Here is a 15,491-nt window from a genome sequence, read left to right as displayed (position 1 = left end):
CCTTAGAATCTTAGCGACTTAAAATATAATTATGCTTTTGAGCTAGCGACAGTTTTTTTATGATAAACCATCAAGTTCTCTCAAAAAAACTTAGAACCTCAGAATCTTAGCAACTCCAGCCGCTAGGCCGTAATAGCCAAAGAATTCAAATTAAACTTATACTCTTTTGGGCTGCAGTTAAATTTTTGTTTAAATATTTTAGAGAAATAACTTCTGCTGGTGAAACCAATGCAATACACTATTTCTGAAATATTTAGATCGGATGTTCTGATTAGGATTTCGGCTTTAAGAACACGCATGTGTGTAATATAATCGTTGACAGTACGATTGTGAATCATTTTAAAACCTTCTTGAAGTTTGTTTGGCGATAATCCAGATTTTTTACTCAAAGATTTGATTGAAAAGGCTTCTTCTGGACTTGTTTTTATGAATTCTGAAAGCTCTTTTATTTCTTCCATTTCTCGCAAAGTCAATCCGTTTGATTCATTTGCAAAAGCATACAAATCATCAGAGTGCTGTTGTATTTCCATTGCAAGAATAATTCTCATTATTCCTTCTTTCAACAAATTTCTAACAATTCCTTTTTGTGTAATAGAATTAAGCTGTTCTATTTTTTCTGCAATCTGCAAATTATACGATCCTATATAAAAGAAATCTGTTACTTGATTATTCTCAAAAAAAGTATCTTTTACTTGCTGACTTAAAGAATGGGCTTTATTGGCATCATCAATCTCAGTTCCGACAATAATTAAGGTGAGTTTTGTTTTTTTTCCTTTCTCAAAAAATAATACATTATCTTGATTTTCTTTTGATGTTACTATTGCAGTCTGAAAGGTTTTCAATTTTCGCTCTTCTCCATTTAACCCAAAACTATGCGAAAGATTACCTTTAGAACAATATGCAAAATAAATAGGTGACGATTTTACATTTAGAAAATCTAGTCTGACATCTCCAGAAAATGTCATATCAAACTGAACGTATGAGATATTATCATTAAAGGAAGCTCCAATAATAGAACCTTCTGCAAAGTCGTTTTCTACTTTAAGTGCATATTCGTCTAAATCAAAAGTCACCTTTCCGCCAAAACTAGTCTGAAGTTCATCAAATATATTTTGAGTTTTTTCTGTATTTATAGTAACAATTTTCATGGTTCGCCGGATTTTAAAATTCTATAATTCCTTAAACAGATTATTTGCTAAAAATCTGAGAATCAAAGTTCGCTTAAAGACAGGCCAAAAATGTTATATAATTTTTCAGTTTTGTTTTATAATTCCTTATAAATGTTTATTTTAACATAAGCCATTATTTATTAAAACATGAAAAGTTTTTCCTTTGCTCCTATTAGTTCTCCAAATTCTAAAATTCTGATTTTAGGCACTATGCCTGGAACAAAATCTTTGGAACTCAATCAATATTATGGTCATAATCAGAATAACTTTTGGAAATTAATGTTTCAGATTTTGGGAGAAGAATTTTCTAATGATTACGAAATACGAAAAAGCTTATTAATTAAAAATGATATCGCATTATGGGATGTCTTACAATTTTGCGATCGTATTGGAAGCTTGGACAGTGCCATAAAAAACGAAATCGCAAATGATTTCGAACATTTTTTAGCAACTCACTCTAAAATAGACAGTATTCTTTTTAACGGACAAAAGGCGCAAGCATTTTTTAAAAAATATGTTCACTTGACAAAGGAATATAAAACGTTTACACTTCCATCAACAAGTCCCGCCAATGCCGGCAAGACTTTTCAAGATAAATTAAAGGAATGGAGCGTCATTAAAACCTTATTATAAAGATTCTTTTTTATACAATTTAAATACGAATATTGAAATCATGTAACTTTTTCCTTTTAAAGTATAACAAAATTTAAACGCTCTCGATCTAATTTTACATCAAAGAAAAATAAGCCATATTGAAGATTTGAAAAACGAAATGGAAAGGCTTTCTTCTTATTAAAATTTACAAAGCAAACTGTAAAAAGTTTAGTCTATAAAGAGAACATTGGTTATGTTAGTTTATTTTTGGGAAAAAGCTACTCTATAGAAATATAGAGTAGCTTTGTTTTTATAGGTCGCCATTTAAACATAAAAACATGAAAATCCAGACATATTACAATCATATACGATTTTATACTCCGCACCATTTTATATATTATCCTGTTTTAATTTTATTTTTAGTTGCTAGCGTTTATTTGGCTATTACAACAGAAGATCATTTAATATGGGGTTTTATAAGCGTAGCTTTTGTATTCCTTTTTGCAGTAGCCTACATGCTGCGACAGCATTATGCGCTAACGCTTCAAAACAGAATTGTACGTTTAGAAATGCGTTACCGCTACTTTACCCTTACAGGGAAAAGATTTGAAGAATTTGAATACAAGCTTACAGATGATCAAATATTTGCGTTGCGTTTTGCGCCAGACAACGAATTAGTTCCACTTGTTGAAGACGTTTTAAAAAATAACTTAACTGGAAATGCAATCAAAAAAGCAATCGTACACTGGAAAGCAGATTATCATAGAGTTTAGTAAAAATCTAATTGCAATGACAATGGCAAAATCAATTTAAAACTTAAGTTGATTTTGCCATTGTTATTTTTACTAGACCTTTTTCTTATTGAAAAGAATGTAAAACAAAAACAAAAAGATCCAAACTATCACAATTACAGCAAAGTAGATTGCAACAATATTAGGATGCAAGTAATTTGGTTGGTAAAATAATTTATCTAAAGTTGTAAATTTTTCTGCTAAAGCTTTTCTATCAAAATCATTTCGAATTCTATTTAAAGGTTCGCCGTGGTTATCTCTGTAATGATATGCATCTTGAGTCAGCAATTTCGGAATCAAATTTGTTTCTATATTGTATTTCTTCAGAAGTGTATCCAATTTCTGAAAAGTATATGTTAACGAATCTTTCTTTGTATTATATAATAATTTATATCGATCTACAGCGGCTTGATATTGCTGTTTGTCAATAGAATCTCCATAAACTGGATTAAACAAAGACTGGTTTTCTAGGAAAATACAAATATCCTCGTCGTGTTCTGGATGTACAGGAACACTTTTAAAAATAATGGCTGTGCTATCTCCTATAATCCTTTTTGAAATCACTCTTTTGTGCAGTTGTTCTTTATCAAAACCCATAATTTCAAAAATACTATCTGCTTTACTTGTTGTTTTATCAAAAGTGCTTGTTAAAACTTTTATGGTATCAATGCTATAATAATTGTCTTCTGTAATAGGATATTCGCCAGGCTCGATAGTATCTACTTCTTTTATTACAGGATAAGGTTTTGGATATAATATATTCTCGTAATTGAATAATTTTTCAGAAGTATACGAAGTGTATTTATATAAGAATGGATTTAATACATTCAAAAGTTTTTTGTCTTTATTAAAATCATTTTCAGACAATTCCGATTTCAATTTAGCATTCATTCCGAAACTATAGCTAACGAAAAATGAAAAGGTCAGAAATGAAACAAATAGTAGACAAATGCCAACTTTAAGCAAGTCTCCTCCTTTGTAATTTTCTCTAGAATGGTTTCGAATTAAAAATATCAAGAATACAAGTAAAAACAAACCACTTACAAAGAAGTGCGAAATTGAAACGTCATCGTAAAATTTAAATCGATAAAATTCGGTGTAGATGTCGATTTTCTTTATGCCTTCAAAAGTAAAATAACCATATAAAAAGTAAGCTAAGTGAATTAAGGCTAATATAATAACAGATTTTACGAAATAACGCTTTAGATTTTTGGCCATTTTTAGAGTTGCTAAGTTACTAAGATGCTAAGTTTTTATTTACAAAGTTTGAAAGATACTGATTTTTTGTTTTTTCAATATCAAAAAAATGTAAGAAAAATTTAAAAAAAAAGACGCATTAATATGCGTCTTCAAAAAATCTTAGAACCTTAGTGTCTTAACATGTCAGGAACTTTATTTAGAAATATCAAATCCTTCTTTAACAATTTCGCTTTCAACCTTATCAATCAATTTATTGGTTTTACCAGTAAGTCTTTCTTTCTTCCAATCTCCTTTTGCATAAATAATTAACGTAATAAGAGCGGTTAAAACAGAAGCTGTTGGAAAGGCCCACCAAATTCCGATTTTGCCTAAAGAAGTATTGTGAGATAAAATATAAGCCAATGGAAATTGAATTACCCATTGCGAAACCAAAGTTAGAATCATTGGCAATTTTGTGTTTCCTACAGCGCGAAAAACTCCTGTTAGGCACAGTTGCAACCCTAAAAATCCCCAAGAGAGACAAGTAATTCTTAGCAACTCTGTTCCTCCTTTAATAACTGCTTGGTCATTTGGTACAAAAAAAGCGATTAAATATGGTGCAAATATATACGCTATGATTCCGAGACCAGTCAATAGTCCAAAACCTAGATAAGCTCCTAGTTTTGAAATTTCGGCAACACGATCAACATTTCCAGCACCAATATTTTGTCCAACAAGAGTAGCAATCGCCATAGATAAACCTAAAGCAGGAATTAAAATCAGCTGAATTAAGTTGGAGCCCGCACCATACGATGCAACCGTTAAAGTTCCAAAACGAACAATTAAAAATGTAATAGCCATCATTCCCAACGCACGCATAGATTGTTCAATTGAAGAAGGAAAACCAATTTCAAAAGCTCTTTTTATGTGTTTATAATCAGGTTTAAAATCTGAAATGCGAAGATGAATTCCGTGTTTCCCTCTAAACAAGATTGCAAATCCAATTATAATAGCCAAAAGCTGTGTAAATAAAGTAGCCAAAGCAGCACCTTTAACGCCTAAAGCTGGAATAAATTTCCATCCGTAAATAAACAGCGGGTCTAATGCAAAATTCAAAATAACCGTTCCTAAAACAATATAAACGGGCAACGTTACACGTCCAACTCCACGCATAATCGATTGAAAAATCATAAATCCGAAACTAAAAACTAAACCTACAAATGCTACACGCATAAATCCTAATGCATCAACATAAACTGTAGGCTCTACCTTTAACAGATATAAGAAATATGGACTGAGAATATATCCTACAATCGATAAGAAAATAGAAACGATAATTACCATTGACAAAGTCTGTGCCGCCACGTGATTAACCATTTTCTGGTTTCCTGCTCCAAAATATTGTGCAATTAAAATAGAACCTGCAATCGCCAATCCTGTCCCTAAAGCAATGGTTAAAAATATTACGGGTGTGCTTATCGAAACCGCTGCAACAGCATCGCCACCTAAGCGTCCTACCCAAAAAGCATCAACTAACTGATACGCGGCTTGTAGCAAATTAGCAATCATAATCGGAATTGCTAATTTTAATAATGAAGAAAGGATTGGCCCCTCTAACAATTCATTTTTTTTCATTTATTCAAAATAATTATTTAAAAATCAGTTGATATATCAACTTTTAAAGTTTAAAAAAATTAGAGCGTTTCTAACTTATCTGCATAAGACCTTACGGCATTCAATGCTTCTATTCTTTCTTTTGGCGAAAAAACAGACATTACCTCTTCTTCTGCTCTTTTCATCAGCAATCGGATACTTTTTGCTAGTGAAATCCCTTCATCAGTAAGACTCACGATATTTTTACGTTTATCTATTTTGTCTTTTACCACCTCAACTAAGTTCTTTTTCTCTAAGGCTGAAATACTTCTCAAAATAGACGATTTATCACGCATTGTTTTGTCTGACAATTCTCTCTGCGAAAGGCTTTTATGATGCAAAATCATCAGTAGTGGCAATTGCTCCAGCTGCAAGGTGATTCCCGCTTCTGTCATTAACGCATTAGTTCGTCTAAAAATTGCTCTTTTAATACGGTGAATCTGAAAGAAGAAACTATCTGATATTTCTTCTTTCCAAAAATTTGAAAAATTCTCTTTATCGGTATGTTTAATTTCCATGGGACAAAATTACAAAAAAGAGTGACATGTCAACTATTTTTCTAAACAAATTCTTATTTTACTGACAACCAAGTAATTCGTGAAAATAATTCGATCTTAAAAACAAAAATGAACGATTATTTTTACTAACTTTAATTGTTAAATATTACCTAATAAAAACTTAAAAAACTACTCTAATGAAACAATTATTTATTTTTTTGGTAATGATGCTCCTTTGGATTCCGCTAAACGCTCAAACAGTTGCGGAAACCAGCAAAGACGAAGACTTAACAACAATTGTAAAAACTGAAAAAGATGATTTCCAAGATACATCTTTAGAAGATTTGCCGTGGCACAATAGAAAATTTAAAGTTTCTGCGGGTGGATTTTTTCCTGTAAATAATACCCAAGTTCAGGTTGAAGGCAATAACGGAAATATAGGAACCGAAATTGATCTTGAAAATGATTTAGGATTTTCTAAGTCGACCGTATCATTTTTAGGAACATTTGATTGGCGTATCTCCAAAAGATCCCGATTAGGTTTTGAATATTTTGTGCTAGACAGAACTGCAACAAAAACGTTGCAAAGAGATATTAATTTCGGAGATCATACTTATCCAATTAACGGAAGTGTTCGTGGTACTTTTAATGTACAGATTGCTAGAATTGCTTATGGTTATGCTATTTTATCCAAACCAAAATATCAAGCGGGACTGTTAATTGGTGCGCATGTCCTTTTTACAGATTTAGGCCTAAAATTAAATGCTAATACGCAAAGTGTAGAATATCGTGATAGCTTTAATTTTACTGCTCCGCTTCCAGATGTTGGAATATGGGGAGAATTTGTTCTCGGAAAACGCTGGGGTTTATATGCCAACGTAAATTATCTTGCTGTAAAAATTAATGACACCGATGGCCGAATCATAAGCTATAATTTATCGGTTTTATATAATGTAGTAAATAACTTTAGTCTTACTGCGGGCTATACCGGTTTAAATTTTAGAATAGATACGGTTCAAGAACGTTTAAACGGTTTCTTAAAATGGGGATATAACGGACCTACTATAACAGCGGTGTATACTTTTGGAAAACATGTTAAAGTTACAAGATAAAGGTTCTCTCTAAGAGGCTAAGATTCTAAGTTGCTAAGGTTCTAAGTTTTTTTTAACCGCAAAGAGCGCTAAGGATTACGCAAAGTTCGCAAAGTTTTTATACAAAGCTTTGCGAACTATATGTTTTTACAAAACCTCAATAAAAAACCTTTGCGGACTTTGCGAAAAAACTTTGTGCGCTTTGCGGTAAAATTATAATCAAAGTCTCTCAAACCTAAAACCTGAAACAAAAAAATAAACCCGATAACTCTAAAGCTATCGGGTTTATTACCAAACTTAAACTTACTTAACTCAAAATAAAACTTTATAAACTTAGATTCTCAGAAGCTTAAAAAAAACTATTTTTCGATTGGAGAGAATTTTACTGCTGTTCCTCCGCCAGCTGCCAATTTGATATTTAAAACAGTTTTACTGTTTACTTTTTGTTTAGAGATTGTAACTGGATACGGATTGGTTTTATAATTTGCTCCAGGTCCGTCTGCATAGATTTCTGCTTCGTATTCTTTGTCTTTATCTAAAAATGACAAAGCTACTTTTAAGTCTCTTGCATTTCTATTTGTGATTGAACCTAAATACCAATTCTTCTCATCCCAATCTTTACGAGCAATTGTAGTGTATTCTCCAATTTTAGAATCTAATACTTTAGTATCAGACCAAGTACATGGCACATCTTTTACGAATTGAAATTCTGGTTTGCCTTCGTAATTTTCAGGTAAATCTGAAGCCATTTGCAACGGACTGAAAATAATCACGTACAATGCCAATTGATTTGCCAAAGTAGTCTGCACTTTTGCTCCAGATGGAGTTTTGTAATCAAAATTGAAGTTCCCAGGCGTGTAATCAAATGGTCCAGAAAGCATTCTTGTAAATGGCAAAGTTGTTAAATGCTCTGGTGTATTTCCTCCGTCTACCGACCATGCATTATATTCTTGTCCACGTCCGCCTTCTTGAGACATAAAGTTTGGATATGTACGCTGTAAACCCGTTCCTTTCATTGGTTCATGGTTGTCAATCATGATATGATATTTAGCAAGCAGTTTCGATCACTTTTCTGTAATGACGTGCTCCGTATTGGCTATCATGCCATTCTTTTTTATCCAAATATTTGTTTACATAACCTGTTTTTACTGAGTTTACTCCCATTTTCTGATACAATTTAAATGCATCATCCAGTTGGTTCTCGTAGTTTTTGGTTGCTCCAGCTGTTTCATGATGTCCTATTAAACGAACATTTTTCATCGCAAGCATATTTTGTGATTTCTTCCAAATTAAAATCTGGATATGCTTTTACAAAACTAAATGCAGAACCATCTGCAGTCCAGTCTCCGTCCCAGCCTTCATTCCATCCTTCAACTAAAACTCCGTCAAAACCATTTTTCGCGACAAAATCAATATATTCTTTTGTGTTTTTTGTTGTCGCACCATGTTTTGGCCCTTGTCCCCAAGTATATTTTTCTAAATGCATTCCCCACCAGATTCCAATATATTTTGAAGGAGTGATCCAAGATAAATCTTCAATTTTTGAAGGCTCATTTAAATTCAGCATAATAGTCGAAGTTGCTACATCTCCAGGAGTTTTACCCACAACAATAGTTCTCCACGGTGTTTTAAATGGTGTTTCTGCATATACTTTTACACCATCTGCCCACGGCACTAAATCACTTTTATACTGTTTGTCTGTAGTTTTTAAAAGCGTCATTGAAGCAAAATCTGTCAAGTTAGCTTCGTGAATGGCTACATACGATTTGTCTTTAGTTTCAAAAGTTGCAGGCGTATTAATCGTATCTGTTTTACTCATTAATGTTTTACGATATTCACTTTCGTAATAACTATTTTCGCGGTGAACTGGAATCCACCAAACTTCGTTATTGTCTTTAAAAGTAAATTGCGTTACTTCATTAGAGATTTTAACTTTTCCTAAATGAGGCTGTTTTGGAAATTCATAACGAAATCCAACTCCATCATCAAAAACTCTGAATATAATATCAACTAAACGCTCCTCGCCTTTTGCTTCTTTTAAATGAACAATCAGTTCGTTATGATGATCTCTTACCTTTTTGAATTCTCCCCAAGGTTGTTCCCAAGTTTCATCTGCCGCTTTTTCTTCTGTAGAAACGACTTCAAAACCATCAGTCATTTTGGCCAAGCCTTGAAACTCAAATCCCATAAGAGAAGGCTCAATAACCGATTTTCCGTTAGAAGAAAAACTATATTGAGGCTGTCCAGTAGGCGTTAATTCAAAAGTTAATTCAGAGATCTTTTCAGGAGAACTGATTTTATACGTTTTTTTAGTACTGCAGGCCATAACCAGCATTGATGCTAAAGCCACAAGACAGTATCTATATTTTCTGTTTTTCATTATTTAAATTGTATTAATTACAGCTCTATTTAATTTCGCTCATTACTTGTTTTGCTTTAGCAGGTTGCATAGAAACAAAATAATTAAAAGCTTGATCGAGTTTTTTCTGGGCCTCGACATTTCCTTTTTTCTGTACGCGTAAATCATACAATTTGCTGATATCTGGAAATGTACTTTCTGTGTTTTTTACTCCAGCGAAAGTTTTTATTTTTTCAACAAAAGAATAACCAAACTCAACCGTTGGTTCAATCATGGTTCCTTCACCGAAATCATTCCACGTAATCAGCTGCAGGTAATTTACATTGGCGTTTTTTGCCAAAGTCAAAGTTTCATCAAGTGTCGCTCCGTTGTTATGTTCTATAGTCCATCCAATAGCAGCGCCGCCTCCGCCTGCGGCATAAAAATCTTTAAAACCTGGATAAGCGCTTCCCATTGCTACACCCAATTTTGGTTTTGTATTGGTATAAAAGTTTGTCAAATAACTGTTGTCTTTGTATACCCAAGCATATTCTCCAGAAGCATTTTCTCCTGCCAATGAAGAGTGATCCCAAAGTGTCAAGAAAGTTGGTTTTGCTGTTAAAGTATTAAAGACATTTGTCCATTCAGCTGGGGTCTTCAAAACAATTGGTCCAAAATTCATTAACAGCGGTTTACCATTAATCTTAATATAATTAGCATCAGAAAAATAATTCTTTTCTACATATGCCAAATCTGTTTTTGTCGCACTGGTTACGGAAATTGCTTTTCCTGCATTTACAACATTTGTCAAGAATCGATCTTCGTATACAATGGCATATTCTAAACCAACTTTGTCGAGCATTTCAATTAACTGATCTGTGTTTTCTTTAATCATTCCGTAATCGTTTACATCGTAAGTACCGTACCAATCAATGAGAATTCCGTCAATTCCTGAATATTTCATCATCAATAAATGATTTTCAATCACATTTTTATCGCCTGAGTGATAAGGCCCAATCAGCGGATAATAGTACGATGCAATTTCTCTTCGGCCGTTTGCCCCTACGTTGTTCGGATTTTTGTTTGCCATTGTCCAATGATATCCCCATTTTTTATCGGCACTGCTTTCGTTGGTTTCAAACCACGGCATGTAGTGCATATAAATTTTGGTGCTGTTGGTTTTCTCAATCGCAACAGGGTTTGTTTTTTCTGGTTCTACTGGTTTGTCTGAGCCTTTGTCATCGCTGCTGCAACCGCAACCATCACAATACTCATCAAAACAAAAGCCAACGATGTGATATATCTTTTCATATTGATGTACTGTTTGTTATTTTTATATTTTGCCACAGATTAAAAGATTAAAAAGGATTTTATTGTGATTAATTTATTTCACGCAGATTTAAAAAGATTTAAGCAGATATGCGCAGATTATTTTTTAACATTTAAAATAAAATCTGCTTTAATCTGCAGAATCTGCGTGAAACAAAATCTTTTTTTATCCTCTAATTCAGTTTCTAATCTTTAGAATCTGTTACTAAAAAATTAAAAACATGTCAGCCTTCCACGACTAACCAACATGGAAGACTGACATTCTAGTAACCTAATTTGGATACCCAGGATTTTGTTTAAGATTTTTATTAGTAGTTAAAACGGTACTTGGAATTGGGAAAATTGCTCTGTATTTTTCCGTTGTGCCTTTTGACCACCATGGCTCGAAGAATGTTCCGAAACGGATGTTGTCTGTTCTTCTTCTTCCTTCAAATGTGAATTCTTTCAATAACTCTTGATCAATAAATTTAAGATCAATTGTTGCTGGCAATTCTTCACCTGCACGAGACGCAACTTGCTCTAAAAATGGTCTTGCTAAATCTGGCGAACCTAAACGAACGTAACATTCTGCTTGCATCATTAAGATTTCTGAATAGCGGATTAAAACAAAATCGTGATCACGTTCCCATTGTTCTCCTGCTTTCATTTCGTATTTATGCAAACGAACTCCTTCATTTTCTTTCGCATCTTCAAGACTTGTTAGGTTCTCTGTATAAGTAAGAGGCTCTCCATTGCTCATAATGATTACACTTCCTGTCGCAAGATTAATCTGATCGCCTTCTAGCATACATTTTTTTCTCTTATCTGTATCTGCAAAAGAAGAATAAACTCCAGGTTGCGCGCACATTCCGTTTGCACTCCAAGGATAATTGTTTGGAATTGCAGAAATAGCTAGATTCTGATTGTAATGGCAAGACATTGAGTTCATGTAGTTTCCTACTGTTCCTGCTTTTGAATCGTAAGGAATTGCAAAAATAATTTCTGGCGAAGTCTGATTTTCTGTTACGAAATTCGAAAAGAAATCTGGTGTTAAGCTGTATCCTGTAACCTTTTGGCACATATTGATACAATCTTGCCAACGTGGCTGACCAATAAACGCTTCTGAATTAAGATACAATCTAGCCAAAATAGAATAAGCAACATTTCTAGTCATTTTAGAATATACCACATTTGGATTTAAATGCGGAATAGCATCTGTCAATTCTTTTTCAACAAAATCGTAAACTTCTTTTCTTGTTGAATTGGTTGGAAGAGATGTATCTTCAAAATTGGTTACAATTGGCACATTTCCGAATAAATCTAAAAGATTGTAATAGTAATACGCTCTAAGTGCTTTCAATTCTGCATAAATCGGTTCTTTTGATTTATCGCTAAGAGATGATTTATCGATTTGATAAATAATCGCATTGATTTTAGCAACTCCAGTATAATTGTAACGCCAAGCAGAAAGAATCATTCTATTGTCTGCTTTCCAAGTATGTTTTTGTGCGTCTTGGTATTGTCCTCCATCGTACCAGTTTGTACCTCTGGTCGGAATTGTAGCTTCGTCTGAAACTACTTCATTCAAAAAGAAAACATATTCGCAAGTTGGAAAATTATTTGAGATTGCATCGGAGAATCCTCTTAAAGAAGAATAAGCCCCACCTACCAGCGCATCAACTTCTTTGGTTGTATTTCCGAAATTTCCATCTTCTACCTGATCATACAGCTGCTCGTTCAAATCAGTACATGATACCGTAAAAAGCATGCTTAAAAGTATGGCTGCTGTTATTTTGATTTTCATTGTTAATATTTTATGGTTATCAATTCGCTTAGTTATTCAGCGTAAAATTTAATCCAACAGAAATAGTAGTTGGTCTAGGATAATTGTTGTATCTGTCAATTCCAGGAGCTGCCAAACCAGTTTTATCCATTACTCCAGTTTGATTGATTCCGTCTTGAGCATTTAAACCAATCTCTGGATCTACGCCTTTGTAACCTGTTATTACAAATAAGTTTTCGCCCATTACATACATTCTAAATTTAGATTTCTTGTACTTCAATGGTAAAGTATAACCAAAAGTCAATGTCTGAAGTCTGAAGAAAGAAGCATCTTCGATCCAGTAATCTGAATATTTTGGAGGCGAAGTAATTCCGCTGCTTAAGAAAGCATCTGGCACATTATAAGCTGGCAATCTAGTCGGATCGTTCAACATCATATTTGTCGCGTTTAAAGCTTTTTGTCCAAACATTCCGTATCCAGAAAATCCAAGATCAAAATTTCCATAAGTAAAATTCATTCCAATTCCTAAAGTTAGATCTGGCTGAATATTTCCTAAATCTGTTTTATCAGCATCAACCAATGCACTTTCGTCAACAACTTGTCCTGCCGCGTTATAATATTGAATTTTTCCGTTTGCATCTAAACCAGCATTTCTGAATCCCCAGAAGGTTCCAACAGGATATCCTTCAGCAATAATTTGAGAATATTGTCCAGACATACCTGCCAAACCATGAAGAGATCCGCTGTAGATAACATCTGTTTTATAAGTTGGGTTAGAAAGTTTTTCGATTTTCTGAACGTTATGTCCAAGAGTCAAATTCGCATTCCAATTGAATTTATCTCCTCTAATAATGTCCGCATTCAAAGTTAACTCTACTCCTTTATTTGACATTTCACCAACGTTGGCCAACATTGTTCCAACTAAATATGGAGGTTGAGGCACTTCGTACGTGTATAGTAAATCTTTTGTTTTTTTAGAATAATATTCGAATGATCCAGTAATTCTATTGAAAAGTCCAAAATCAAAACCAACGTTAACTTGTTCTGTAGATTCCCATTTCAAATCAGGATTTGGATTTTGTTTTGGAGAATAAGCCAAACTCCAAGTTTTGGTAATTGGATCATAATAACTGTCGCTTCCAACTCCTAAAATAGAAAGCGATTTATACTCTCCAATTCCATCTTGATTTCCTGTAACTCCGTAACCAACTCTTACTTTTAAATTGTCTAACCATCCTTTTGTAGAACTCATAAATTCTTCATTAGAAACTCTCCATGCCGCAGAAGCAGATGGGAAAGTTCCCCATTTATTATTTTCTCCAAAACGGCTAGATCCGTCGCGTCTTACTGTCGCAGTCAATAAATATTTACCATCGTAACCGTAGTTAGCACGAGCATAAAAAGATACTAAATTAGATTTTCCTTTGTATGAATACACATCGCCTAAACGATAGTTAGAACCAGCACCTAAGTTATTATAACTGAAAGCATCTGTTACGAAACCACCTCTTTGTGCTCCAAAACCTTGATAAATATTTTCAAGATAAGAATACCCTGCCAAAGCACCAATGGTGTGTTTGTCTATTACTTTGCTGTAATTTACATAAAGCTCACCTTGTGCATTTGTAAATTCATCATAAGTTCTTTGTGCATAACCGCCTTCAGTCTGTCCTTCCATAACTGCATAAGATGGTTTGTAAGTACCTCCTTTTACTGCATTATGCTCTAACGAAATATTTGCTGTAGCAGTAAAGTCGTTTAAGAATTTTACATCTGTTTTAAAGTAACCCAAAAGTCTATGTCTTTCGTTATCAAAAGTTCTGTTTGTTAAAATCTCAACAGGATTCTGATAAAGGTTTGCCACTATCGAACTGAAATTTCCTTCTGAATCATAAACCGGAATTGTTGGGTTTAAGTTATAAGCTCTTTCAAAAATTCTGTAATCGATTGGGTGCCATTTGTCAATGTTTGCAAATAATCCCATATCAAATTTTACTTCTTTGTTATCTCCAAGAAATTGGTAAGCACTAACATTTCCGCTTAATCTTTCTAATCCAGATTTTTTAATAACTCCCTCGTTATTTAAGTAAGAAAGTGAAGTTCTAAAACCACTGTCTGCTTTACCAGAATTGATACTTAAAGTATGAGATTGAGAAATTGCTGTCTGCTCGATTGCTTTTTGCCAGTTTGTATTTCCACCATAATCTACCGCATCTCCAATTTGATTCTGGCGTACATATCCTCTCCATTGATTTGCAGAAAGAAGATCTAAGTTATTACTCACATAACCAATACCAGTTTGTCCGTTGTAAACAACAGAAACCCCTTTTGTTCCCGATTTTGTAGTAATCATAATTACCCCATTTGCTCCACGAGAACCATAAATTGCAGTTGCCGAAGCATCTTTAAGAACGTCAACCGATTTAATGTCTGAAGGCTGAACCACGTTAATATCAACTCCTGCAATACCATCTACCACAATTAACGGACTGTTGCTTGCTGTTAGAGAAGTTCCTCCACGAAGGCGAATTGTAGAACCTGCGACTGGATCTCCAGAAGGACGTATAATACTTAATCCGGCTACTTTTCCTTGCAAAACTTGCTCTGTTGAACCAATAGTTCCTTTTAGCAATTCATCTGCACCAACGGTAGAAATCGCTCCCGTTAAATCTGCTTTTTTTACTTTTCCGTAACCTACAGAAACTACTTGTACTTCGGCCAATGTATAACCATCATTTTGCAGACGCACTTCAAGATTAGCACTATTTCCAGTAATCTGAATTTTTTGTGTTGTTGATCCGATGAACGAAACTTCGATTGCACCTCCTACGGCTACCTGAAGGTTAAATTTACCATCAAAATCTGTTGTTGTTCCGTTTTTTGTTCCTACTTCAATGATAGAAGCTCCTGGCAATACCGTACCAGTATTGTCATAAACGGTTCCTGAGATTTGCTTTTTCGTCTGCGCGAAAGTACTAGCAGAAAGAAAAAGCATAAAAATCATCAATACCGCTGCCTTAGCAGTCCACATTTGATGCAGGACGCTTTTTGTATTTTTACTATTCATTAGAATTGGTGTTTTAATTTA

General features: G+C 33.7%; 13 protein-coding genes. 3 read left to right on the top strand and 10 right to left on the bottom strand.

Translation table 11 applies throughout. The annotated features are described in order from the left end of the window. Positions 1 to 122 precede the first annotated feature (122 nt). Positions 123 to 1,148 carry a helix-turn-helix domain-containing protein gene (locus P5P87_RS00280; protein WP_278021102.1) on the bottom strand — a complete coding sequence of 342 codons (1,026 nt, stop codon included), beginning with the start codon at positions 1,146 to 1,148 and terminating at the stop codon, positions 123 to 125. A 168-nt stretch (positions 1,149 to 1,316) separates the two neighbouring features. Here P5P87_RS00280 and P5P87_RS00275 point away from each other — a divergent pair, with 168 nt between their 5' ends. Next, positions 1,317 to 1,802: a DNA-deoxyinosine glycosylase gene (locus tag P5P87_RS00275; protein ID WP_278021101.1), complete on the top strand. Its 486-nt coding sequence runs from the start codon at positions 1,317 to 1,319 to the stop codon at positions 1,800 to 1,802. 299 nt (positions 1,803 to 2,101) lie between these two features. Next, the gene (locus tag P5P87_RS00270; protein ID WP_278021100.1) at positions 2,102 to 2,536 is read left to right on the top strand and encodes a DUF6526 family protein; all 435 of its coding nucleotides are present in this window, start codon (positions 2,102 to 2,104) and stop codon (positions 2,534 to 2,536) included. A 72-nt stretch (positions 2,537 to 2,608) separates the two neighbouring features. Here the strand turns inward: P5P87_RS00270 and P5P87_RS00265 are convergent, their stop codons facing one another. The 3 genes from P5P87_RS00265 to P5P87_RS00255 form a co-directional block, all read right to left on the bottom strand. After that, complete coding sequence (locus P5P87_RS00265; RefSeq protein ID WP_278021099.1) at positions 2,609 to 3,772, bottom strand: hypothetical protein; 1,164 nt, start codon at positions 3,770 to 3,772, stop codon at positions 2,609 to 2,611. A 174-nt stretch (positions 3,773 to 3,946) separates the two neighbouring features. Beyond that, on the bottom strand, positions 3,947 to 5,368 hold the full coding sequence (locus P5P87_RS00260; protein WP_278021098.1) for an MATE family efflux transporter: 1,422 nt from the start codon (positions 5,366 to 5,368) through the stop codon (positions 3,947 to 3,949). 59 nt (positions 5,369 to 5,427) lie between these two features. Then, positions 5,428 to 5,904 carry a MarR family winged helix-turn-helix transcriptional regulator gene (locus P5P87_RS00255; protein ID WP_278021097.1) on the bottom strand — a complete coding sequence of 159 codons (477 nt, stop codon included), beginning with the start codon at positions 5,902 to 5,904 and terminating at the stop codon, positions 5,428 to 5,430. Between the two features lie 176 nt (positions 5,905 to 6,080). Here P5P87_RS00255 and P5P87_RS00250 point away from each other — a divergent pair, with 176 nt between their 5' ends. Next, on the top strand, positions 6,081 to 6,995 hold the full coding sequence (locus P5P87_RS00250) for a hypothetical protein (protein WP_278021096.1): 915 nt from the start codon (positions 6,081 to 6,083) through the stop codon (positions 6,993 to 6,995). Positions 6,996 to 7,333: 338 nt separating this feature from the next. Here P5P87_RS00250 and P5P87_RS00245 read toward each other — a convergent pair whose 3' ends face one another. The 6 genes from P5P87_RS00245 to P5P87_RS00220 all read right to left on the bottom strand — a co-directional run bounded on the left by P5P87_RS00245 (position 7,334) and on the right by P5P87_RS00220 (position 15,470). Further along, entirely contained in the window at positions 7,334 to 8,011 is a 678-nt protein-coding gene (locus P5P87_RS00245) for a glycoside hydrolase family 97 C-terminal domain-containing protein (RefSeq protein ID WP_278021095.1), read from the bottom strand. Positions 8,012 to 8,021: 10 nt separating this feature from the next. Then, entirely contained in the window at positions 8,022 to 8,243 is a 222-nt protein-coding gene (locus tag P5P87_RS00240) for a glycoside hydrolase family 97 catalytic domain-containing protein (protein ID WP_278021094.1), read from the bottom strand. Then, entirely contained in the window at positions 8,203 to 9,354 is a 1,152-nt protein-coding gene (locus tag P5P87_RS00235; RefSeq protein WP_278021093.1) for a glycoside hydrolase family 97 N-terminal domain-containing protein, read from the bottom strand. The genes P5P87_RS00240 and P5P87_RS00235 overlap by 41 nt, the downstream gene beginning before the upstream one ends. Before the next feature lie 25 nt (positions 9,355 to 9,379). Continuing rightward, positions 9,380 to 10,471, bottom strand: coding sequence for a glycoside hydrolase family 99 protein (locus P5P87_RS00230; RefSeq protein ID WP_278021092.1), 1,092 nt, complete (start codon positions 10,469 to 10,471; stop codon positions 9,380 to 9,382). A 441-nt stretch (positions 10,472 to 10,912) separates the two neighbouring features. Further along, positions 10,913 to 12,424, bottom strand: coding sequence for a RagB/SusD family nutrient uptake outer membrane protein (locus P5P87_RS00225; protein WP_198857918.1), 1,512 nt, complete (start codon positions 12,422 to 12,424; stop codon positions 10,913 to 10,915). 28 nt (positions 12,425 to 12,452) lie between these two features. After that, positions 12,453 to 15,470, bottom strand: a complete 3,018-nt coding sequence (locus tag P5P87_RS00220) for a SusC/RagA family TonB-linked outer membrane protein (protein WP_278021091.1) — start codon at positions 15,468 to 15,470, stop codon at positions 12,453 to 12,455. Positions 15,471 to 15,491: the final 21 nt, after the last annotated feature.

Origin of the sequence: Flavobacterium ginsengisoli, from assembly GCF_029625315.1 — a bacterium.
GTDB classification, from domain to species: Bacteria; Bacteroidota; Bacteroidia; order Flavobacteriales; family Flavobacteriaceae; genus Flavobacterium; species Flavobacterium ginsengisoli.
The sequence above is the reverse complement of the archived record's forward strand: the minus strand, read 5'-3'. Positions and strand labels throughout refer to the sequence as shown.

Excerpts from the sequence above, each read along its gene's own strand:
- P5P87_RS00225 (WP_198857918.1), bottom strand. The coding sequence starts at position 12,424 with ATGAAAATCAAAATAACAGCAGCCATACTTTTAAGCATGCTTTTTACG.
- P5P87_RS00240 (WP_278021094.1), bottom strand. The coding sequence starts at position 8,243 with ATGCTTGCGATGAAAAATGTTCGTTTAATAGGACATCATGAAACAGCT.
- P5P87_RS00265 (WP_278021099.1), bottom strand. The coding sequence starts at position 3,772 with ATGGCCAAAAATCTAAAGCGTTATTTCGTAAAATCTGTTATTATATTA.
- P5P87_RS00220 (WP_278021091.1), bottom strand. The coding sequence starts at position 15,470 with ATGAATAGTAAAAATACAAAAAGCGTCCTGCATCAAATGTGGACTGCT.
- P5P87_RS00235 (WP_278021093.1), bottom strand. The coding sequence starts at position 9,354 with ATGAAAAACAGAAAATATAGATACTGTCTTGTGGCTTTAGCATCAATG.
- P5P87_RS00260 (WP_278021098.1), bottom strand. The coding sequence starts at position 5,368 with ATGAAAAAAAATGAATTGTTAGAGGGGCCAATCCTTTCTTCATTATTA.
- P5P87_RS00250 (WP_278021096.1), top strand. The coding sequence starts at position 6,081 with ATGAAACAATTATTTATTTTTTTGGTAATGATGCTCCTTTGGATTCCG.
- P5P87_RS00255 (WP_278021097.1), bottom strand. The coding sequence starts at position 5,904 with ATGGAAATTAAACATACCGATAAAGAGAATTTTTCAAATTTTTGGAAA.
- P5P87_RS00245 (WP_278021095.1), bottom strand. The coding sequence starts at position 8,011 with ATGATTGACAACCATGAACCAATGAAAGGAACGGGTTTACAGCGTACA.
- P5P87_RS00280 (WP_278021102.1), bottom strand. The coding sequence starts at position 1,148 with ATGAAAATTGTTACTATAAATACAGAAAAAACTCAAAATATATTTGAT.
- P5P87_RS00230 (WP_278021092.1), bottom strand. The coding sequence starts at position 10,471 with ATGCACTACATGCCGTGGTTTGAAACCAACGAAAGCAGTGCCGATAAA.
- P5P87_RS00275 (WP_278021101.1), top strand. The coding sequence starts at position 1,317 with ATGAAAAGTTTTTCCTTTGCTCCTATTAGTTCTCCAAATTCTAAAATT.
- P5P87_RS00270 (WP_278021100.1), top strand. The coding sequence starts at position 2,102 with ATGAAAATCCAGACATATTACAATCATATACGATTTTATACTCCGCAC.